This is a genomic window from Leclercia sp. LSNIH1, assembly GCF_002902985.1.
In the GTDB taxonomy this organism is placed as follows: Bacteria; Pseudomonadota; Gammaproteobacteria; order Enterobacterales; family Enterobacteriaceae; genus Enterobacter.
This window is the reverse complement of sequence record NZ_CP026167.1, coordinates 1,895,730-1,917,257: the sequence shown is the minus strand read 5'-3', so window position 1 is coordinate 1,917,257 and position 21,528 is coordinate 1,895,730. Positions and strand designations below refer to the sequence as shown.

At 54.7% G+C, this 21,528-nt stretch carries 18 protein-coding genes and 1 tRNA gene; 14 read left to right on the top strand and 5 right to left on the bottom strand.

The features are described 5' to 3' along the window. Window positions 1–99: 99 nt before the first annotated feature. A complete protein-coding gene (uxuA, locus tag C2U54_RS09525) occupies window positions 100–1,173 on the bottom strand; it encodes a mannonate dehydratase (RefSeq protein WP_103178405.1) in 1,074 nt (357 codons plus the stop codon). Between the two features lie 463 nt (window positions 1,174–1,636). Here uxuA and uxaC point away from each other — a divergent pair, with 463 nt between their 5' ends. The 6 genes from uxaC to C2U54_RS09495 all read left to right on the top strand — a co-directional run bounded on the left by uxaC (window position 1,637) and on the right by C2U54_RS09495 (window position 9,553). Then, on the top strand, window positions 1,637–3,052 hold the full coding sequence (gene uxaC / locus C2U54_RS09520) for a glucuronate isomerase (RefSeq protein WP_103178404.1): 1,416 nt from the start codon (window positions 1,637–1,639) through the stop codon (window positions 3,050–3,052). A gap of 14 nt (window positions 3,053–3,066) precedes the next feature. Further along, window positions 3,067–4,614 (top strand): MFS transporter, encoded by a 1,548-nt coding sequence (locus C2U54_RS09515; protein WP_103178403.1) that lies wholly within the window; start codon window positions 3,067–3,069, stop codon window positions 4,612–4,614. Between the two features lie 180 nt (window positions 4,615–4,794). After that, complete coding sequence (gene paoA, locus C2U54_RS09510; RefSeq protein ID WP_103178402.1) at window positions 4,795–5,484, top strand: aldehyde dehydrogenase iron-sulfur subunit PaoA; 690 nt, start codon at window positions 4,795–4,797, stop codon at window positions 5,482–5,484. Next, a complete protein-coding gene (locus C2U54_RS09505) occupies window positions 5,481–6,437 on the top strand; it encodes an FAD binding domain-containing protein (RefSeq protein ID WP_103178401.1) in 957 nt (318 codons plus the stop codon). Before paoA ends, C2U54_RS09505 begins: the two co-directional genes overlap by 4 nt. After that, the gene (paoC, locus tag C2U54_RS09500; RefSeq protein WP_103178400.1) at window positions 6,434–8,632 is read left to right on the top strand and encodes an aldehyde oxidoreductase molybdenum-binding subunit PaoC; all 2,199 of its coding nucleotides are present in this window, start codon (window positions 6,434–6,436) and stop codon (window positions 8,630–8,632) included. The genes C2U54_RS09505 and paoC overlap by 4 nt, the downstream gene beginning before the upstream one ends. Window positions 8,633–8,641: 9 nt before the next feature. After that, window positions 8,642–9,553 (top strand): XdhC family protein, encoded by a 912-nt coding sequence (locus tag C2U54_RS09495; protein ID WP_103178399.1) that lies wholly within the window; start codon window positions 8,642–8,644, stop codon window positions 9,551–9,553. 116 nt (window positions 9,554–9,669) lie between these two features. Here C2U54_RS09495 and C2U54_RS09490 read toward each other — a convergent pair whose 3' ends face one another. Further along, entirely contained in the window at window positions 9,670–10,722 is a 1,053-nt protein-coding gene (locus C2U54_RS09490; protein ID WP_103178398.1) for a LacI family DNA-binding transcriptional regulator, read from the bottom strand. A gap of 222 nt (window positions 10,723–10,944) precedes the next feature. Between C2U54_RS09490 and C2U54_RS09485 the strand changes: the two genes are divergently transcribed. The 7 genes from C2U54_RS09485 (at window position 10,945) to C2U54_RS09455 (ending at window position 15,847) form a co-directional block, all read left to right on the top strand. Further along, on the top strand, window positions 10,945–11,385 hold the full coding sequence (locus tag C2U54_RS09485) for a PTS sugar transporter subunit IIA (RefSeq protein ID WP_103178397.1): 441 nt from the start codon (window positions 10,945–10,947) through the stop codon (window positions 11,383–11,385). A gap of 10 nt (window positions 11,386–11,395) precedes the next feature. Then, window positions 11,396–11,662: a PTS sugar transporter subunit IIB gene (locus tag C2U54_RS09480; protein WP_103178396.1), complete on the top strand. Its 267-nt coding sequence runs from the start codon at window positions 11,396–11,398 to the stop codon at window positions 11,660–11,662. 31 nt (window positions 11,663–11,693) lie between these two features. After that, on the top strand, window positions 11,694–12,956 hold the full coding sequence (locus tag C2U54_RS09475; protein ID WP_103178395.1) for a PTS ascorbate transporter subunit IIC: 1,263 nt from the start codon (window positions 11,694–11,696) through the stop codon (window positions 12,954–12,956). A gap of 21 nt (window positions 12,957–12,977) precedes the next feature. Then, the gene (gene alsE, locus C2U54_RS09470; RefSeq protein WP_103178394.1) at window positions 12,978–13,655 is read left to right on the top strand and encodes a D-allulose 6-phosphate 3-epimerase; all 678 of its coding nucleotides are present in this window, start codon (window positions 12,978–12,980) and stop codon (window positions 13,653–13,655) included. Between the two features lie 190 nt (window positions 13,656–13,845). Further along, the gene (locus C2U54_RS09465; RefSeq protein WP_103178393.1) at window positions 13,846–14,316 is read left to right on the top strand and encodes a PTS sugar transporter subunit IIA; all 471 of its coding nucleotides are present in this window, start codon (window positions 13,846–13,848) and stop codon (window positions 14,314–14,316) included. Between the two features lie 71 nt (window positions 14,317–14,387). Continuing rightward, entirely contained in the window at window positions 14,388–14,699 is a 312-nt protein-coding gene (locus tag C2U54_RS09460) for a PTS fructose transporter subunit IIB (protein ID WP_103178392.1), read from the top strand. A 41-nt stretch (window positions 14,700–14,740) separates the two neighbouring features. Beyond that, window positions 14,741–15,847: a PTS fructose transporter subunit IIC gene (locus C2U54_RS09455; protein ID WP_103178391.1), complete on the top strand. Its 1,107-nt coding sequence runs from the start codon at window positions 14,741–14,743 to the stop codon at window positions 15,845–15,847. Window positions 15,848–16,052: 205 nt separating this feature from the next. Here C2U54_RS09455 and C2U54_RS09450 read toward each other — a convergent pair. Continuing rightward, window positions 16,053–16,128, bottom strand: a tRNA-Thr gene (locus C2U54_RS09450). A 295-nt stretch (window positions 16,129–16,423) separates the two neighbouring features. Here C2U54_RS09450 and C2U54_RS09445 point away from each other — a divergent pair. After that, window positions 16,424–19,072 carry a bifunctional diguanylate cyclase/phosphodiesterase gene (locus tag C2U54_RS09445; protein ID WP_327059516.1) on the top strand — a complete coding sequence of 883 codons (2,649 nt, stop codon included), beginning with the start codon at window positions 16,424–16,426 and terminating at the stop codon, window positions 19,070–19,072. 18 nt (window positions 19,073–19,090) lie between these two features. On the opposite strand, the gene proA is transcribed toward C2U54_RS09445, so the two are convergent. Both proA and proB read right to left on the bottom strand, forming a co-directional pair. Then, window positions 19,091–20,344: a glutamate-5-semialdehyde dehydrogenase gene (gene proA, locus C2U54_RS09440; RefSeq protein ID WP_103178390.1), complete on the bottom strand. Its 1,254-nt coding sequence runs from the start codon at window positions 20,342–20,344 to the stop codon at window positions 19,091–19,093. A gap of 10 nt (window positions 20,345–20,354) precedes the next feature. Then, entirely contained in the window at window positions 20,355–21,458 is a 1,104-nt protein-coding gene (gene proB, locus C2U54_RS09435; RefSeq protein WP_103178389.1) for a glutamate 5-kinase, read from the bottom strand. Window positions 21,459–21,528 lie beyond the last annotated feature (70 nt).

Below are 21,528 nucleotides of genomic sequence, written 5' to 3'. Positions count from 1 at the left end.
GTGGTACGCCAGCGCCCTGGATAACGGTCTGTCATCATGCTTGTCTGTTCAAAAACAGACAAGCATGAAATGCCGTCACCAGGTGAGCACGCTTTTCAGTTAATTTTTGTTTTTCTTTTCCAGCGCTTCCCACAGCCCCATCAGGTAAGTGACACCCAATGCACGATCGTACAGACCGTAGCCCGGGCGGCCCTCTTCACCCCAGATAAAGCGGCCATGATCCGGACGGATATAGCCATCGAAACCGTTATCATGCAGAGCCTGCATAACGCGATACATATCCAGTGAACCATACCGGGAAGGATGAGCAGACTCGTAGAAGTCTTTATCCTTAATTAACTTAATATTACGCACATGGGCAAAATGGAGACGCTTACGGCGGGTGAATTCGGCCAGAATTTCGTACACGTCATTGTCCGGATCTTCAGCAATAGAGCCGGTACACAGCGTTATCCCATTAGAGGGGGAGTCAACCGCATCGCAAATCATTGCCAGATCGGTGTAATTTTTCACCACTCGCGGCAGTCCGAAAATAGAGTACGGAGGATCATCGGGATGGATCGCCATTTTCACGCCAACTTCTTCACAAACAGGAATAATTTCACGCAGAAAGTAAAACAGGTTTTCACGCAGCTTGTCGTCATCCACGCCGTTATAGCGAGCAAATAATTCCTGCACTTTTGCCAGACGCTCCGGTTCCCATCCTGGCAACGCGAAACCATTCGAATTATCCAGAACCTCCTTCACCACCTCCTCCAGGGTCTTATCTATCCCCTGTTTTTCGAATGCCATGGTCAGGGAGCCATCCGGAAGGCGGTAGTTCATGTCTGTTTTCATCCAGTCAAAGACCGGCATGAAGTTATAACAGATAACCTTTACGCCAAAACCCGCCAGATTACGGATGGTTTGTTTGTAGTTCTCAATGTAACGGTCGCGCTCGGGGGTGCCGATTTTGATGTCATCGTGGATGTTGACGCTTTCGATCACCTCCATCGTTAACCCTGCGGCATGAGCCTGCTCTACCAGAGCCTTAATTTTTTCCACCGGCCAGATCTCTCCGGGCGCAACGTCATACAATGCCCCCACGACACCCTCAACCCCGGGCACCTGTCGAATATACTCAAGGGGAATTTTATCCTCCTGAGGCCCAAACCAGCGCATTGTCATCTGCATTTTGCTTCCACCTGTGTCGTTACGTTTTCGCGTTCTGAATAAGTACCATACTAGTATGAAAAAGCATATTCAGTAATTTTTATGAGATCAAGCCTCGCCGGAAAAATAACGTCTCTTTTACCCTGCAACGCGGTGGAAGCCTGCCTCCCCGTTAGAAGAAATAACCCTTGCAGGAAAGGTTGTTATTTTGTGAAAGATTTTAATAAGAAAAGCATTATGTAATATATATTCTGCTATTTACATTCAGTAATGCACAAATAAACACAACCCTCTCCAAAAAGAACAAATAAATAACATTTGATGACTATGATATGAGTCACACTTTTTTATTTATACTTGTATGGCAGTAGACTTGTAATCCGTGAGAGGTTTAATGTTTATGGCATAAAACATGCGCCGTTGGCCTGCTTCGGCCAAAAAGGGCGGTGTTTAGGTTATAAAAAACTGCGCTCACGGAGACTTTATGTCACTGATTAATAATATCTTTATGATCAACAACATCACAGGGCAGAAGCTATATTCTGAACTGGCAAAATCGCTACCCATTATTGATTATCATTGTCATCTTGATGCAAAAGCGATATGGGAAAATAAACCCTTTACCGATATGACTCAGCTATGGCTGGAGGGCGATCATTACAAATGGCGTGCCATGCGCACGAATGGGATCCCTGAACGGAAAATTACCGGTAATGCCAGTGCGGAAGAAAAATTCGAAGCCTGGGCGCAAACCGTTGAAGCCAGTTTTGGCAATCCGCTTTACCACTGGACCCATCTCGAACTGAAGCACTATTTTAATATCGACGACACCCTCAACAGCAAAAACTGGCGTGAAATTATGCGCCGCTGTAATGAACAGTTACGTGGCAGTGATTTTTTACCCCAGGCATTAATTCGCCGCTCTAACGTTGAAGCGCTGTGCACTACCGATGGCCCGCTTGACGATCTGCACTACCATCAGCAACTGGCAGCGCAGAGCGATTTTGCCACTCTCGTCCTGCCCACCTTCCGCCCGGATGAACTGTTCGATACGGACCCGGATCGCTTCCTGACCTTTGTCGAACGGCTGGCGCAGAAAACAGACATATCGATCGCGTCACTCGAACACTTCCTGGCTGCACTGGCGTCACGCATTGATTTCTTCCACTCCGTGGGCTGCCGAATTTCCGATCACGGGCCGCTGGCAGTGCACTATTGCTGTCTCGATGAAACCGCGCAAGCCGCGCTGTTCCAACGCCGACTGGCGGGTGAAACGCTGACGGAAAATGAACGCCAGGCGTGGGATAGCCTCATTTTTGTCGCGCTTGCCAGAATGTACAAACAGCGCGGCTGGGCGATGCAGATTCACTTCGGTGCGATCCGTAACAACAACATGCCGATGTTCCGCAAAGTCGGCATTAACAGCGGTTTTGATTCAATTGGCGATCAGCCCCATCTCGCCGGGAGCCTGAACGCCCTGCTCAATGCCATGGCTGAAAACGACGGTCTGCCAAAAACGATCCTCTATAACCTTAACGCCAGCTACAACGACGTGGTCGCCTCCACCCTCGCCAATTTCCAGAGCGGTGAAGAGGGCGTGAAGTCCCCGCTGCAATTTGGTTCCGGCTGGTGGTTTAACGATACGCGCCGCGGCATGGTTAGCCAGCTTAACACCCTGGCCGATCAGGGTTTACTGGCCAATTTTATCGGCATGCTCACCGACTCCCGCAGCTTCGTCTCCTATACCCGTCACGATTACTTCCGCCGGATCCTCTGCGATCTGATTGGCGGCTGGGTAGAGAGAGGGGAAGTCCCGAAAGATGAAGCGATCCTTGCTTCCATGATTCGCGGCATCTGTGTTGAAAACGCACGCCGCTATTTTTGTTTTGCTCAAGCCTGAGGCAGGAATAACCTATGTCGCTTAAGAAGAGAAAAGTCACTATTCCTGTCAGTATCGGCTATGGTCTGACAGATATCATGGGTGGCGGGGCTTTTACCGTTATTGGTGCCTGGCTGCTTTTCTTCTATACCACCTTTGTCGGTCTGTCGCCGATTGAAGCAGCCTCTATCGTCGCTATCGCCCGTATTGTCGACGCGATCGTCAGCCTGTTTATGGGCAGTTTTACGGATCATTTTTATAAAAATTACCTGGGCAAAAAATTTGGTCGCCGGCGGTTCTTTCTGCTGATCGGTGCGCCGCTGATGCTGGTTTATATTCTGCTCTGGCTGAACGGGATGAATTTCTGGTTCTATCTCGCCGTCTATCTGGCCTTTGAAATCATTGCTGCAATGGTGCTGATCCCATGGGAAACGCTGCCGTCGGAAATGACCAAAGACTTTAACGACCGTACCAAACTTTCCACCTGCCGTATGTTCCTGTCAGCCTCCGGAACGTTCCTCGCGACCTTTATTCCAGGCCTGCTGATTGGCTGGCTGGGCGATCACAATGCCGATGCTTATCTGATCAACGGCGTGGTGTTTGCCGTGCTGTTCACCGTCTGCGTGTTTATCTCCTGGAAAGTTACATGGGAACGAGAGTTAACCCCAGAAATGCTGGCAGAAATGAAAAAAGCGCCACAGGCAAAAACAGCCGCTGAGCAACTCGCCGCCGTAGGCAATCTGTTTAAGGAGTACGCTTCAACGCTGAAGGTTCGCGCGTTCCGTAAACACCTCGCCATCTATCTTTTCTCCTTTACCGCCAAGGATGTTTACAACACGGTTTTCGTCTTCTTCTGCGTCTACTGTCTGAGCGTTTCCTCCTCGCTGGCGGGCTCCCTGCTCTCTATGAGCATCGTCGGGTTGCCGGTTACGCTGGCGGCAGGCGTGGCAATCATCAAATATGGCCCGTCACGTCTTTATGTCTTTGCTTACTCTGTCATGCTGCTCTGTCTCGGCGGGTTCTTCCTGGTCTATCAGTTCCCGACAGACCACAAAGTGATGCTGCTGGTGATCCTCGCCGGGGTTTATCAGGTGGGCCGCTGCGTGCTGGAATTTACCCCGTGGAACGTCTTCCCGTTTATTCCGGATATCGACGAAATGATCACGCGTCAGCGTCGTGAAGGGCTGTTTGCGGCGGTAATGACCTTCTCCCGTAAGACTACGGTCGCCATTGCGACCTTTGCGGTGGGTCTGTTCCTGCAGAGCGGCGGCTTCGTGAAAGGGAGCCAGGTTCAGCCACAGGAAGCCATCAACACCATCGCCCTGCTGCTGTTTGTGGGTACCGCCGGTCTGCTGATTATTGCCCTGTGGCAGGCGCTCACCTTCCATCTGAACAAGCGCACGCACAAGATCTTTGTAGATGAAATTGAACGCCTGAAGGCACATGGCCGCAAACAGGATGTCACGCCCGAGGCTCGCCATGTCGTGGAAGACCTCACGGGCTATTCCTATGACGAGCTGTGGAATCCCGTGTCCGCAGAGTATGTGACCTCTGCGACGCCCGGTTCCGCGCTGAACGGCTAACCCCCGTCGGCAGCAGGCTTTGCCCCGCCCGCTGCCGACCCTTTCCTGCCCTGTTTAACCCCCTGCTGGATTTAAGAATAATCCCACCAACATCGCCGTCTATGCTTAACGTTTAAAAAAAGACGACAACGTCGCGCCCTCTTTGACCGTTATTTCCCCTTTGCATACCGGAGGCCTGGCATGAGCAACCAAGGCGAATACCCCGAAGATGGTGAGTTCGGGAAGCACGAACAACACGATTTTAGCCTGTCCCGACGGGACCTTTTAAAAGCCAGCGCCGCCGCGGCGGCGACCGCGGCGGTCTATCCCTGTTCCGCCCTGGCCGAGGGCGAATCCGCCGTCACACCCGCACCGGAGAAAATGCCGGTAACGTTTCGCGTCAATGGCGAGGCGCAGCAGCTGGAGGTGGATACCCGCACCACCCTGCTGGATGCCCTGCGCGAGAACCTGCACCTGACCGGCACCAAAAAAGGCTGCGATCACGGACAGTGCGGCGCCTGCACCGTCATCGTTGACGGGCGCAGGATCAATTCCTGCCTCACCCTGGCCGTGATGCACCAGAACGCCGATATCACTACCATCGAGGGGCTGGGCACTCCTGACAATCTGCACCCTATGCAGGCGGCGTTTGTTAAACACGATAGCTATCAGTGCGGCTACTGTACGCCGGGGCAAATTTGCTCTTCGGTGGCGGTGCTGAAAGAGATTGAAGAGGGCATTCCCAGCCATGTGACCCTCGATCTGGTCTCTCCTCCCGAAATGAATGCCCAGGAGATCCGCGAGCGCATGAGCGGCAACATCTGCCGCTGCGGCGCATACGCCAACATACTCGCTGCCATTGAGGATGTCGCCGGAGGGGAAAAATCATGAAAGCCTTCACCTATGAGCGGGTAAAAACCCCAGCTGAAGCCGCCGCCAGCGCCCAGCGCACACCTGGCGCCAAATTTATCGCGGGCGGCACCAATCTGCTGGATCTGATGAAGCTGGAAATCGAGACCCCTGGGCATTTGATCGACGTGAACGGTCTGGGGCTGGATAAGATTGATGCCACTGACGAGGGCGGTCTGCGCATCGGCGCCCTGGTGCGTAACACCGATCTGGCTGCAGATGAGCGCGTGCGCCGCGACTATGCCGTGCTCTCCAGAGCGCTGCTGGCCGGGGCATCTGGTCAGTTGCGCAACCAGGCCACCACGGCGGGCAATCTTCTGCAGCGCACGCGATGCCCCTACTTTTACGATACGAACCAACCCTGCAATAAACGCCTTCCCGGCAGCGGTTGCGCGGCGCTGGAAGGTTTTAGTCGTCAGCATGCGGTCGTCGGGGGGAGCGAAGCCTGCATTGCCACCCATCCCGGCGATATGCCCGTCGCGATGCGCCTGCTGGACGCGGTGGTAGAAACCATCAATGCAGACGGAAAAACGCTCAACATCCCCCTCGCCGACTTCTATCGTGCGCCGGGAAAAACGCCCCATATTGAGACCGTGCTGACGCCCGGCGAGCTGATTACCGCCGTCACCCTGCCGCCGCCCGTGGGCGGGCAACACATCTACCGTAAGGTTCGCGATCGCGCCTCCTACGCCTTTGCGCTGGTCTCGGTGGCTGCGATTGTCCAGCCCGATGGCACCGGCCGCGTCGCGCTGGGCGGTGTCGCCCATAAACCCTGGCGGATGGCGCAGGCCGATGCGCAACTCCCCCAGGGGGCACAGGCGGTGTATGACGCGCTGTTTGCCGACGCGCATCCGACGGCTGAAAACAGGTTCAAACTCACCCTGGCGAAGCGAACGCTTGCCTCCGTGCTGACAGAAGCGAGGGCTCAGGTATGAAATTTGAGAAACCGGCAGGGGAAAACCCAATCGATCGGTTACAGGTGGTTGGACAGCCCCATGACCGTATCGACGGCCCGCTAAAAACCACCGGCAAGGCGCACTATGCCTACGAATGGCACGACACCGCGCCCAATGCGGCCTATGGCTATGTGGTCGGATCGGCGATTGCCAAAGGCGAGATTGCCGCCATCGACACCCTGGCCGCGAAAAACGCGCCAGGCGTGCTGACGGTCGTCACGGCCAGCAGTGCTGGCGAGCTCGGCAAAGGCGAGAGAAATACGGCCACTCTGCTGGGCGGCCCGAAAATAGAGCACTACCATCAGGCCGTTGCGCTGGTGGTGGCAGAGACGTTCGAGCAGGCCCGGGCCGCGGCGTCGCTGGTGCAGGTCCAGTACCGCCGTGAAAAGGGCGCCTGGTCGCTGGCAGAGGAAAAACCCGCCGTCAACCAGCCCCCGGAGAAGACACCTGACAAAAACGTCGGCGATGTTGACGCCGCCTTTGCCGCCGCCGAGGTGAAGATAGATTTGACCTATACCACCCCCGATCAGAGCCATATGGCGATGGAGCCGCATGCCTCTATGGCGGTCTGGGACGGCGACAAGGTGACCGTCTGGACCTCCAATCAGATGGTCGCCTGGTGCCGCACCGATCTGGCGGCGACGCTGAAGATCCCCGAGGAGAACGTGCGCATCATCTCCCCCTATATCGGCGGAGGCTTTGGCGGCAAGCTGTTCCTTAGGAGCGATGCGCTGCTGGCCGCGCTGGCGGCCCGCACCCTGAAGCGCCCTGTAAAGGTCATGCTGTCGCGCCCGACAATTCCCAACAACACCACTCACCGCCCGGCGACCATCCAGCATATTCGCATCGGGACCGACAAGGAGGGCAAGATTACCGCCATCGCCCATGACAGCTGGTCCGGCAATCTGCCCGGCGGCACGCCGGAGACGGCGGTGCAGCAGACCGAACTGCTTTATGCGGGCGCCAATCGTCATACCGGCCTGCGGCTGGCAAAACTGGATCTGCCCGAGGGCAACGCCATGCGCGCCCCCGGCGAAGCGCCGGGCATGATGGCGCTTGAGATCGCCATTGATGAGATGGCGGAGAAAGCGGGCATCGATCCTGTCGAATTTCGCATTCTCAATGATACTCAGGTCGATCCGGCCGATCCCAACCGCCCTTTCTCCCGCCGTCAGCTTATCGAGTGCCTGCGTACCGGCGCCGAAGAGTTCGGCTGGAAGCAGCGCAACGCAAAGCCCGGCCAGGTCCGCGACGGACGCTGGCTGGTGGGCTACGGCATGGCGGCCGGTTTTCGCAATAACCTGTTAGAAAAATCGGGTGCCCGGGTACATCTGGACGCGGACGGAAACGTGACGGTGGAAACCGACATGACGGACATCGGCACCGGGAGCTATACCATCATTGCCCAGACGGCGGCAGAGATGCTGGGCGTGCCGCTGGACAAGGTGACGGTGCATCTCGGTGATTCGAACTTCCCGGTATCGGCCGGTTCAGGCGGCCAGTGGGGGGCGAACACCTCCACTTCGGGGGTTTACGCCGCCTGCGTGAAGTTACGCCATACCATTGCCACGAACCTCGGTTTTGATCCGGACCAGGCGCAGTTCAGCGACGGGAAGATCGTTCTTGATACCCGCAGCGCGGACATTCGCGAGGCCGCAGCCAACGGCACGCTGACCGCCGAAGACAATATCGAGTTTGGCGATCTGGATAAACAGTATCAGCAGTCGACCTTTGCCGGTCACTTTATCGAAGTGGCGGTCGATATGGCGACAGGTGAAGTCCGGGTCCGCCGCATGCTGGCGGTCTGTGCCGCAGGCCGGATCCTCAACCCGAAAACCGCCCGCAGCCAGGTAATTGGCGCGATGACCATGGGGCTCGGCGCGGCGCTGATGGAAGAGCTGGCGGTGGATACCCGTCTTGGCTACTTCGTTAATCACGATATGGCGGCGTATGAAGTCCCGGTCCATGCCGATATCCCGGAACAGAAGGTGATTTTCCTCGACGATACCGACCCCATCTCCTCGCCGATGAAGGCCAAAGGGGTGGGTGAACTGGGGCTGTGTGGCGTCGGGGCGGCCATCGCCAATGCGATCTATAACGCCACGGGGGTGCGGGTGCGGGAGTATCCCATCACCCTGGATAAACTGATCGATGCGCTACCCGATGTGGTGTAAGGAGAGAGCATGCTGCAAGGCGCTGCGCTGAGTGAACAGATTATCCCCGAGCAGGCTTTTGCTACCGACGACAGCGTGGCGGTGCTGCGCTTCGCGGCGGAGGCGTTTACGGCAGGCATGGCGGTGGCGCTGGTGACCCTGGTGGAGATCCGCGGCGGCGCAGCAAGGCCGCTGGGGGCGCAGATGGCCGTTCGCGAGGACGGGCTCTATTGCGGCTATGTCTCCGGCGGCTGCGTGGAGGCCGCTGCCGCGTACGAGGCACTGGAGACCCTCGCCTGCGGCACGGACCGTCAGGTGAAGTATGGCGAGGGATCGCCGTGGTTCGATATTGTGCTCCCCTGCGGCGGCGGGATCACGCTGAACATCCATAAAGTGCGCACGGTACAGCCGCTGCTGGCGGTGCTGAACAGCCTCGCCCAGCGTAAACCGGTGGGACTGCATTACCTCCCCTCTTCCCAATCATTGCAGTCGGCGCCCTGGACACCCAGGACAGGCTGGAAGGACGATCGCTTCGAGCAGGGCTATCGCCCCTGCCCGCGGCTACTGATCTATGGCGGGTCGGTGGAGGCGCAGGCGACAGCCAATGTGGCGCAGGCGGCGGGATACGAGGTGTATTGCAATCCCCCCACGGTTGAGCTGATGGATGCGGACACGGCGGTGATTTTGCTCTGGCACGATCAGCACAAGGAGCTGCCGGTGTTACAGGCCGCGCTGGGAGCGGCGCCGTTTTATATCGGTGCCCTTGGCAGCCAGCGCACCCACCAGCGGCGGGTGGGCAAACTGCGTGAGCTGGGCTGGAAAGATGCGGATATCGCGCGGATTAAGGCCCCGATTGGCATCTTCCCCCAGGCGCGGGATGCTAACACGCTGGCGCTGTCGGTGGTGGCGGACGTGGCGGCGGTAAGGGCCCACACGCGGTGATCCACCAGGATCTGGCGTCAAATGCTGCTGGTCGTGAGCGGCGAATAAGCATGGCGGGAATGCCAGTGACCACCCGTCATCCTGTCGTATGCGGCGGCATAACCAGGGTACCGGCCTTACTGCTTTCTGGTGCTGGCGCGAACTTGTAACGTTGAGGGTAATTCGATGGCTTTATCTGTCGATTTGCCAGCCAGTAGATCAAGCAACGTTTTCCCTGCGACCGTTCCCGTCTCACTCCATGGGAATTCAACCGCCGTCAGCGCCGGGGAACAGACTGCGGCAAGGGTCCCCCCGCTCAGGCTTGCCAGAGCCAGGGCGTCAGGCACTTTTTGCCCTGCACCGTGGCAGGCCATAATGCAGCCGCAGGCAATTTCATCAGAGGTGCAAATCAGCGCATCCAGCTCTGGCCAGGTAATACGAATATCGCCCAGCAGGTTTAAACCGGTCGTAATACCTGCGGGCAGATGAGAAGTCACCACACGGTGGGGCGAGTGGTTAACGGAGAGCATGGCGCTGTTCCAGCCGCTCAGTACCTGGCGAAACATAATGTTATTGGACGCCGTGCAAAGCAGGCCGATATTCTTATATCCGGCCTGCACAAGCGATGTGACCAGCTTTTTGATGGCAGCAGCATAGTCAACGCCAATACTGACCCAGCTCGCATCGCGATTGATGGCACCAATTTCAACCACCGGCACGCCGGTGTTACTGATCATTTGCGAACAACTGCTGATGTTATCAATGTTGAACTGAACAATCGCCGCCGGGTTATAGGCGAGCATTTGCGCAAAAGCGCGCTCTTCGCTCTGCCCTCCCTGACTGGACTCAATAAACATCATGCTATAGCCCTGAGTCGCGAGCACGGTCTGCAGGGTTTCGGAGACGGCAAGAAAGCCCGGAGAAGAAAATGAGGGCACCACGCCCATCACCAGGCTGGAGTCAGCGGAGGCGAGGCTACGGGCCTGGAGATTGGGCACATAGCCCAGCTCACTCACTGCCGCTTCGATGCGGTTACGGAGTTCAGGATTCACTTTTTCAGGCATACGTAACGCGCGCGACACGGTCATCGTGCTAACGCCGACCAGTTTTGCAACTTCAGCGAGCGTAATTTTACCGGTGTTTTTCCTGCGTTTTTCTCTCGCGCTATCGTCCGCTTCTAACGTCTGCACTGATCTCCTCCTTTCGCCTGACTGGGCAACCATTGTAAATGATGTTTAGCGTTTTTCGCATTGCCCAACTGCAAAGTAATTACAAGTATCGATAATAAAGTTAGCGGTAACAAGGATTTTAACATTATTGCCGTGTTAGCGCTAACTTTGCGATACAGATCACGGTAAGCCGCGAAGTCATTCCACTATAGTAAGTTCACTTTCAACGCTATCGGGGTATTTATGATTACAACCTGGCTACCTGTAGAAAATATCCAGATCGTGGATTCAGTCAGCGACTGGAAACAGGCCATTAGGTTATCGGCTCAGCCCTTATTAGCGAAAGAGACGATTACCGAAGAATATGTTGAAGCCATTTTTAAGAGCCATCAGGAGCTGGGTCCTTATTATGTATTAGCTCCCGGCCTGGCGATGCCACATGCTCGCCCGGAGCAAGGGGCGATTAAAAACGGACTGTCGCTTTTACATATTAAACAAGGGGTTTCTTTTAACGCCGACGAGAATGACCCTATTTATGTTGTGATTATGTTGTGTGCACTTTCAGGAGATGAGCATATCAATATGATTACCGCCCTGGCGGAGATTTTTAGCAATGATGAACGACTCTCAGCACTGCTGAAAGCATCAACATTGGAAACAATTCAAACTGTTATCAACGGATAAAGAGGTGAAGATGAAAAAGGTTCTGATTGTTTGCGGTAACGGTTTAGGCAGCAGTTTTATCGTCGAAATGAACGTAAAAAAAATAATTAAAGAGCTGAATAAAGAAGCAGAGGTTTCTCATACCGATCTGACTTCGGCAAAAAGTGAAACTGCCGATATTATTCTTAGCGCTAAGGATATTGCCGAACATCTTTCCAGCCATTCTGCCCAGGTCTTTGGCTTATCTAACCTGCTGGATAACAATAAAATCAAAGAAATTCTTTCCGAAAATCTCTGATTAATTATTTGCGGCCTTACGGAGTTATTCTATGCTGCAGTTTATTATTCATGATGTGTTGGGCACACCAGCAATCCTGGTCGGTCTCTTTTCCCTGATCGGCTTATTATTGCAGAAAAAAGCTTTTTCCGATGTTATTTCCGGAACCCTCAAAACCATTATGGGTTTTGTGATATTAACATCCGGAGCGGCGATTATCGCCACGACATTAACGACCTTTAGCCAGCTGTTTGAGCACTCATTCCATATTCAGGGAGTAGTGCCCAATACGGATGCTATGGCGGCGCTGGCCCAGAAAAACTACGGTACCGCAACGGCAATGATCATGGTCCTGGGGATGTTGTTTAACATTGTCCTGGCCCGTATTACACCGCTGAAGTACATTTTCCTGACGGGACACCACACGCTCTATATGTCGGCGATGCTGGCCGTTATCCTCTCAGTCGGCGGTCTGTCACCCCTGTGGGTGGTGCTGGTGGGAGCGGTGATCCTCGGCATCATGATGGTGGTCTCGCCGGCCATTCTGCAGCCGTTCACACGCAAAATAACTGGTACTGATGACCTGGCACTGGGCCACTTTGGTTCAACTGGCTATCTGCTGTCGGCGCTGGTGGGAAAAGCGATCGGTAAGGGCAGCCCGTCGATTGAAGAGCTGAAGGTACCGAAATCACTGAACTTCCTGCGTGACTCCTCGGTCGCCATCTCGCTGACGATGATGATCCTGTTCGTGATTCTGGTGCTGGTAGCAGGCAAAGAGTTTGTCGAAACCAGTATCAGCGGTGGTCAGAACTTTATCATCTTCGCCATTATCCAGTCGCTGACCTTCGCGGCAGGCGTGTGGATCATCCTGGCGGGCGTGCGCATGATTATTGCCGAAATTGTTCCGGCCTTTAAAGGCATCGCCGACAAACTGGTGAAAGACGCCAAACCGGCTCTCGACTGCCCTACCGTCTTTCCATTCGCTCCAAACGCGGTGATCGTCGGATTCCTGTCAAGCTTTGCCGCCGGTCTGGTGAGTATGTTCCTGTGCCCGCTCTTTGGTTTAAGCGTCATCGTTCCTGGCCTGGTGCCGCACTTCTTCTGCGGCGCGACGGCGGGCGTTTACGGCAACATCTGCGGAGGTCGCCGCGGCGCGGTGGTGGGTGCATTTGCTCACGGTCTGCTGATTTCATTTTTGCCGGCAATTTTGCTGCCTCTGATGGGCGACCTTGGCTTTGCATCCACCACCTTTGGCGATGCGGACTTCGGGGTGGTTGGCATCATTCTTGGGCATGTCGTATCACTGTTTAACTAATTGATTCTTTTGGAGGTAAGTATGGCGGCTAAATTTTCGCCCTCGTTAATGTGTATGGATTTAACGCAATTCAGAGAACAAATTACGGCAATGAACGGGCGGGCGGATTTTTATCACGTTGATATTATGGATGGCAGCTATGTGAAAAATATTACGCTATCACCGTTCTTTATCGAAAACCTGAAGAAAATCACCGATGTGCCAATCGATGTGCACCTTATGGTGAACCACCCGGAAGATATTATTCCGATGTGTATTGATGCAGGGGCCGATATTATCAGCTTCCATCCGGAGACGGCGAATAACAAAATATTCCGTCTGCTGAACCAGATTAAAGATGCGGGCCGTCGCTGTGGCGTGGTGTTGAACCCGGCTACCCCGGCTGATGCCATTAAAGAGTACGCGCATCTGCTGGACAAAGTGACCGTCATGTCGGTTGACCCAGGCTACGCCGGGCAGAAGTTTATTCCGGAATCACTCAATAAAATCAGAGAATTGATTGCGATGCGTGAAGCACATGGTTACCACTATCTGACCGAGATTGACGGCTCCTGCAACGAGAAAACCTTTAATGTGATCGCTCAGTCCGGTGTTGACGTCTTTATTGTAGGAACCTCTGGCCTGTTCTCCCTGGCGGATAATGTGAGTGATGCCTGGGATAAAATGGTCGATATTTACCAGCGCGAAGTCGCTGCCTGAAAATTGCAGTGCGCTCAGCCCTATTAAGCCATCGCGCAGGATAAAGGTCTTTTTAACCGGTCTGTCTCTTTATCCGCGCTTCTGATTAGTACGGTTGAGGGCGCTGTACCTTTTAGCACATAGTTGCCAAAGCAAGAAGCATTTTGTATCCCCACTTATATCAATGCTTTTTTATTATCGAAGGTGAATTATGGATATTTCGGAAGTTCTTAACGTCAAAAATATCAAGTTAAGCATGAGTGCGAGAAGTAAGGAAGATGCCATTGAAGAATTAGCGGATTTACTGGTGCAGGATGGCGCGGTCATTAATAAAGATGAATTTATTCGGGATGTCTGGCTGCGCGAGGAGCAGGGATCAACGGGATTCGAAAATCATATTGCGATCCCGCACGGTAAATCCTCGGCTGTCGCCCATACGGCATTGGCTATTGGGCGTACCCAACACGACATTCCCTGGGAAACGATGGATGGGAGCGATGTCCGCTGTATTATTTTATTTGCTGTTCGTCTGGCAGATCAGAATACCACTCACATCCGTTTATTATCACATGTCTCAGGCTCATTAGCCGACGAGGATATTATCGCTAAGTTGCTGGTAGAAACTGATCCTCAGAAGCTCATTGAGCTATTAAATTCAGAAGCTGAAGACCAGACCGTTTAATTCCGGAAATTATTACCTCTGCCATTATCTGATAAGTTTGAACATCTCAAAGCAAATTATGGAGAATACCCATGAATATCGTTGGAATTACAGCCTGTACTGTAGGTATTGCACATACATACATTGCGCAGAAGAAAATTGAAACAGCAGCAAAAAAAGCAGGTCACAATGTCAAAATTGAAACGCAAGGCACAATTGGTATCGAGAACGCCTTAACCGCTGAAGAAATTGCACAGGCCGATATTGTTCTGCTGGCCGCTGATGTAAAGGTATCTGGAGAAGAACGGTTCGCCGGAAAGCGAGTAGTTAAAGTTCCAACAGAAATGGCGGTTAAATCTCCTAATAAGCTTATTGAAAAGCTCAGTGAATTAGTGAATTCATAACTTTTACCTGTGCGTATCCTATAAATTAAAGGGCGTAATTTATGAATATAAAAGAAATATGGAAAGCAGCCAACCCTAAAGGTCATCTGCTTACTGCTATCTCGTTCTTAATTCCCATTGTCTGTGGTGCTGGATTTATTATTGCCATCGGCATGGGCCTGGGGGGTACGGTTCAGGACGCGTTAGTGCCGGGCCAGTTTGATCTGTGGCAGGCCTTAGCAACGATGGGCGCAAAGGCCCTTGGACTTTTGCCCGTCGTAATCGCTATCGGGATTTCCGGCTCGATCGCTGGCAAACCCGGTATTGCGCCGGGTTTTATTGTGGGCCTGGCGGCTAATGCTATTGGTGCAGGTTTCATCGGCGGCATGATCGGCGGCTACATTTCTGGGTATATTGCGCTTGCTATCATTAAAAATGTGAAGGTACCTGGCTGGGCTCGGGGCTTAATGCCTACACTGATTGTGCCATTTTTTGCCTCTATCATCAGCGCCCTGATCATGGTCTACATCATCGGTACGCCTATCGGTATTTTTACCGATGCGCTTACCTCTTTCCTGAGAAGTATGGGTACCTCTTCCAATCTAGTCTTAGGGGCTGTGATTGGCGCGTTGTGTATTGTTGATTTCGGCGGGCCGATCAATAAAACCTGCTTCGCATTCGTCTTAACGCTTCAGGCGCAGGGCATAAATGAACCCATTACTGCACTTCAGCTAGTGAATACGGCAACCCCTATCGGCCTGGGGCTGGCATTTTTTATCGCCAAACTTCTTCGCAAAAACATCTATAACAACGAAGAGATCGAGATGTTGAAATCGGCGGTGCCGATGGGAGTGGTGAATATCGTCGAAGGCTCTATACCTATCGTGATGAACGATATCATTCGTGGTATCACCGCTGCGGCAATCGGTGGCGCCTGTGGTGGTGCCGTTACCATGGTATATGGTGCTGACGCAACCGTACCTTTCGGCGGCGTGTTGATGATTCCAACCATGTCACACCCCATGGCGGGTATTATGGCGTTACTGGTGAATATCGTTGTCACGGCTACTGTCTATGCCGTCATCAAAAAGGATGTTCCTCGCGACGTGGTTATAAACCACGATGATGAAGAGGAAGATATTAATCTGGATGACATTAAAATAAGCTAAGTCTGGACGTAAGAAAACGCAGGGTAGATTGGCAACATTCTATGTTTCGCCGGGCGGCATCCAGACTACTGGTGCTGCCCGAACACCTTCTCAGGCTTATGTAAACGGTGCAGGCTAAAAATTATGCAAAGAATATGTTCTGTTGATAATACTTGGGACTCACATTCCTGACTGGTGAATATCAGAGGTAACGCGTTGACTTAGATGGTGCCGATAATAGGAGTCGAACCTACGACCTTCGCATTACGAATGCGCTGCTCTACCAACTGAGCTATATCGGCTTTCAGGAGAGGTACTGCGGTGTAAAAGGGTAAGAAAAAGAGCCCACCTCGTCAACCCCTCCTCTTTTAGTCGTTGATTTTTACACCAACTCGCGCAAAAACCATGCAGAAAAAAGGGCTATTTTCGCCTTTCTTCACATTTTGTGGTTATTTGCCTGCATCGGCGATGCCATCTTACCCCATTTCCCAACAGGATCGGCTATCTTCAGTTTTCATTTTGGCATCAAGCCCCGCCAGAACAGGTCGATAACAATTCTAATCGGAACACAGAAATGCCTGAGAGAGTGGGTACATAATGAATAAATTTTTTGTCACCAATGACATAGCTGGCACGGACCTTGAGCCAAAAAGAACCGCCAGCTTTATCAAACGCGCCCTGCTGCTGATGGTCTCTCTGCTAATGGTGCTGTTTATTATCGCCATCATCGCGCTGCTGACGATTGTGCGAAATATCAATGAAGACAGCGATAAGCACAGCGCCATGCTGCTGCAAAAGGCCATTCATAACCGTGTCGATACCCTCGCGACCCACATTAAAGACTATGCCTGGTGGGGAGAAGCCTACCAGCACCTGCATCCGAAGGTGGATATCGACTGGGCCTATACCCGCCAGAATATGGGCGCGACCCTCTGGCGCGATTTTGAGTACGAAGGGGTCTTCGTGCTGGATGTCAACGGGCAGACCCGTTATAGCGTCATCAACGGCAAGCTGGTGACACGCTCTCTGCAAGCCTGGCTGGGCGACGATCCCATGCCCGACCTGATTCAGAAAATAAGCAAACCGGACGCCGTCCCCGTATCTAACACGGTGGTACTGAAGGGAGGTCATCCGGCACTGGTAGCAGTAGCCAACATCACTACGGGCGATGACTCAAGCATTACAGCTGCCCCCGGCCCAGCCTCGGTGCTGGTGTTTGTGGACGTGCTGGATGAGCGTAAACTCGCCGCGCTGGGTGAAGAGTATGGTATCGCCCAGACTCGCGTGCAGCATACGGGCACCTCAACGCTGGCAGGACGACGCGGGGTAGCCACCCTTCCCGTTGATGGTCAGCAGGTTACGTTCGAATGGAAAAGCGAAAATCCGGGTCGGGAGCTGCTGCGCTATATCCTGCCGCTGCTGATCCTGCTGGCGCTGTGCACCGCTATTCCCGGCGTGATGCTGGGGCGTAACGCGCTGAAAAAGGCGCGCATGTATGATGAAAATACCTGGCTGCTGGCGCAGAACCGTCTGGCGCTCACCGCCAGCGAACGGCGTTTTCGTGACGTTGCCGAGGCGACCACGGACTGGATCTGGGAGACGGACACCGAGCTGCGTTTTACCTGGCTTTCGGAGCGTTTTCCCGGGATCACCGGGCACAGCATATCGGCCTGGATTGGCCGTCCGCTCAGCGAGCTGATGGAGGCCGAAAACCAGTCGCTGGCGGAGTGGATCACCCTTCCCGGCCAGACGGGTCATCGCCGCTTGCTGCACTGCCGTTATCTTTCGGCGATGGGCCACCAGCGCTACTGCCATATTGCGATTAAACCGGTTATCGCGCCGGAGGGGATCACCGGCTACCGTGGCACCGCCACGGATGTCACTCTTGAAGTGGAGGCCCAGGCGCGCGTGGAGTATCTCTCCCGGCACGACGATCTCACCGGGCTGCCCAACCGGGTGCGGATGCGCGAGTTCCTTGAGGGCAAGCTGCGGGCGCAGCCTACGCAGATGCATCCGCTGGCGATGCTCAGCCTCGATCTCGATAAGTTCAAACCGGTCAACGATCTGTTTGGTCACAGTGCCGGCGATAGCGTACTGCATGAAGTTTCGACCAGGCTACGAGACTGTATCCGCGATTACGATCTGGTGGCGCGCCAGGGCGGGGACGAATTTATCCTGATTATCTCCGACATTCATGACAGGAAGTACGTTGATACCCTGTGCGAACGTATCATTGCCGAACTTACGCGCCCCTTCCTGATCAACGGGAATGAGATCGTAATCGGTGCCAGTATCGGCGTGGCTATCGCACCGCATGATGGGGTCGACGCGAGCGAGCTCCTGCGCTTCTCAGACATCGCCTTGTACAAAGCCAAAAGCACCGGCCGTAACAAGTGGGTATTTTATACGCCTGAAATGGCTGAACAGATGGTGCAGCGTCGCGAGATGGAAGAGAGCCTGCGCGACGGGATTAAAAAAGAGCAGTTCCATCTGGTCTATCAGCCGCGCTATGGTCATGACTCCTCGCGCATTATCGCCGTGGAGGCGCTGGTTCGCTGGGATCACCCTGAGCTCGGCCTGATCATGCCGGATCAGTTTATCTCCCTGGCCGAAGAGACCGGGCTGATCGTTCCGCTGAGCGACTGGGTGCTGAAAACCGCCTGTCGGGACGCGCAGCAGTCGCTGCACGGCCTCTCCGTGTCGGTGAATATCTCTGCCGTCGAGTTCCAGTCCTGGCAGGTCGTGGAGCGCATCAAAGAGGCGCTAGAGATATCGCAGTTAGATCCATCCCGGCTGGAGATTGAAATCACCGAAAACGCCACCCTGTGGAATCCTGAAAACAGTCTCGAAATCATGCTGGCGCTCAAGAAACTGGGCGTGAAGCTGCTGATGGACGACTTCGGCACCGGCTACTCCTCCCTGAGCTACCTGCGCAATTTCCCGTTCGATGGCATCAAGCTGGATAAATCGTTTATCGACGGTATGCCAGAGAACGACAGCGCCAATACCATCGTCGAAAATATTATCGGCCTGGGTAAAGCGTTCTCGCTGAGTATTACGGCTGAAGGCGTAGAGAACGAAGGACAACTGCAAAAACTGATGATGATGGAGTGCGATGAAACCCAGGGCTATTACATCAGCAGGCCACTCAGCCTGACAGCGCTAAAACAGCAAATCGCCGTGCTGGACCTGGCGGCGCAGAATCGGGCAGGTCTCAACACCAGAGCGAGCGCGGGCAACCGCTGAGGCTGCCCACGCAGGCAATCAGGCGCGAATGGTATCGTCGCCGAAGCCAATCCATTTGTAGGTGGTGAGCGCTTCAAGACCCATCGGGCCGCGGGCATGCAGCTTCTGGGTGCTGACCGCCACTTCTGCGCCCAGACCAAACTGGCCGCCGTCGGTGAAGCGGGTGGAGGCGTTGACGTAAACCGCAGATGAGTCCACCTCGTTGATAAAGCGACCGGCATTGCTCAGGGTGCGGGTGAGGATCGCATCTGAATGCTGGGTGCCGTGTTCACGAATGTGCGCGATAGCATCGTCGAGATCGGCCACCACCTTCACGTTCAGATCCAGCGACAGAAACTCGTCGTCGTACTGCTCCGCTTTCACCGGCTCAACCTTCGCCGGGCCGTTCTGCAGCTGCGTCAGCGCGTTGGCATCGGCATGCAGAGTCACGCCGCTTTCCGCCATCTGCTTGCTCAGTGCCGGCAGGAAGGTCTCGGCGATGCCCTGGTGTACCAGCAGCGTCTCCACCGTGTTACAGGTGCTTGGGCGCTGGGTTTTGGCGTTGACGATGATCTTCAGGGCCGGTTCGAGCTCGGCAGTGTCATCTACAAAAATATGGCACACGCCGATACCACCGGTGATCACCGGGATCGTCGACTGCTCGCGGCACAGCTTATGTAAGCCTGCGCCACCGCGTGGGATCAGCATGTCGATATATTTGTCCATGCGCAGCATCTCGTTGACCAGGGCACGATCCGGGCTTTCAATCGCCTGTACCGCACCAGCTGGCAGGCCGCACTCTTCCAGCGCCTGCTGGATCACCTTTACCGTGGCGGCGTTGGTGCGCCAGGTCTCTTTTCCACCGCGCAGGATGGCGGCATTGCCGGTTTTCAGGCACAGCGAGGCGACATCAACGGTGACGTTCGGGCGGGCTTCGTAGATCACGCCAATCACCCCCAGCGGCACGCGGCGACGTTCGATGCGCAGGCCGCTGTCCAGCAGTCCGCCGTCAATCACCTGCCCTACCGGATCGGCCAGACTGCATACCTGACGCACATCGTCAGCAATGCTTTTCAGACGCGCGGGGTTTAATGCCAGGCGATCGAGCATCGCCTCGCTCAGACCGTTGCGGCGGGCTTCCAGCAGATCCTGCTCGTTAGCGAGCAAAATCTCGTGGGACTGGGCTTCCAGATAGTCAGCGATTTTTTCCAGCACGCGGTTTTTCTCGCGGCTGGAAAGGAGCGCCAATTTGTACGAGGCGGCTTTGGCAGCGGCGCCCATTTGTTCCAGCATGTCCTGCTCCTTAACGGGTGATCATATCGTCGCGATGGACAGCAACCGGGCCGTACTCATAGCCGAGAATGGCATCGATCTGCTGTGAATGGTGGCCTGCAATGCGGCGCAGCGCATCGCTGTTGTAGCGGGAGACGCCGTGGGCAATGTCGCGCCCTTCCAGATTACAGATACGAATCACTTCACCACGGGAGAAGTTACCTGTCACGCTTTTAATTCCTTTTGGAAGCAATGAACTGCCTCTTTCCAGAATAGCGGCGGTGGCGCCCTCATCCACGGTGAGCTGTCCGGCGGGTGGCGCGCCGAAGATCCAGCGTTTGCGATTTTCCAGCGGGGTCGCTTCGGCATGGAAACGAGTGCCCACCGAGATGCCTTCCATGACATCGCCGATAACCCCCGGACGGCTGCCCGCGGCGATGATGGTGTCGATCCCGGCGCGGCAGGCCACATCGGCGGCCTGCAGTTTGGTCCCCATGCCGCCGGTGCCGAGGCCAGAGACGCTATCGCCCGCGATGGCGCGCAACGCATCGTCGATACCTTTTACATCGGTGATAAGTTCAGCCTGCGGGTTGGTACGCGGATCGGCGGTGAAGAGACCTTGCTGGTCGGTCAGCAGCAGCAGCTTGTCTGCGCCCGCCAGAATGGCGGCCAGCGCCGAAAGGTTATCGTTATCGCCGACTTTGATTTCTGCGGTGGCGACCGCGTCGTTTTCGTTAATGACCGGAACGATGTTGTTATCCAGCAGCGCGCGCAGGGTGTCGCGGGCGTTCAGGAAACGCTCCCGGTCTTCCATATCGGCGCGGGTCAACAGCATCTGCCCGACATGGATGCCATAGATGGAGAACAGCTGTTCCCAGAGCTGAATCAGACGGCTTTGCCCCACCGCCGCCAGCAGCTGCTTGGAGGCAATAGTGGCCGGAAGTTCGGGGTAGCCCAGGTGTTCACGCCCGGCAGCAATCGCCCCGGAGGTGACAATCACAATACGGTGCCCTGCGGCGTGCAACTGCGCGCACTGGCGCACCAGCTCAACAATATGGGCGCGATTAAGGCGGCGCGATCCGCCTGTTAACACACTGGTACCGAGTTTTACCACCAGCGTCTGGCTGTCACTCATAGTTCTCTGCCGTTCAACAATAAGGGAAATGATATTAATCAGACTTTTTATCAGGACTGGGGTCCGTTGC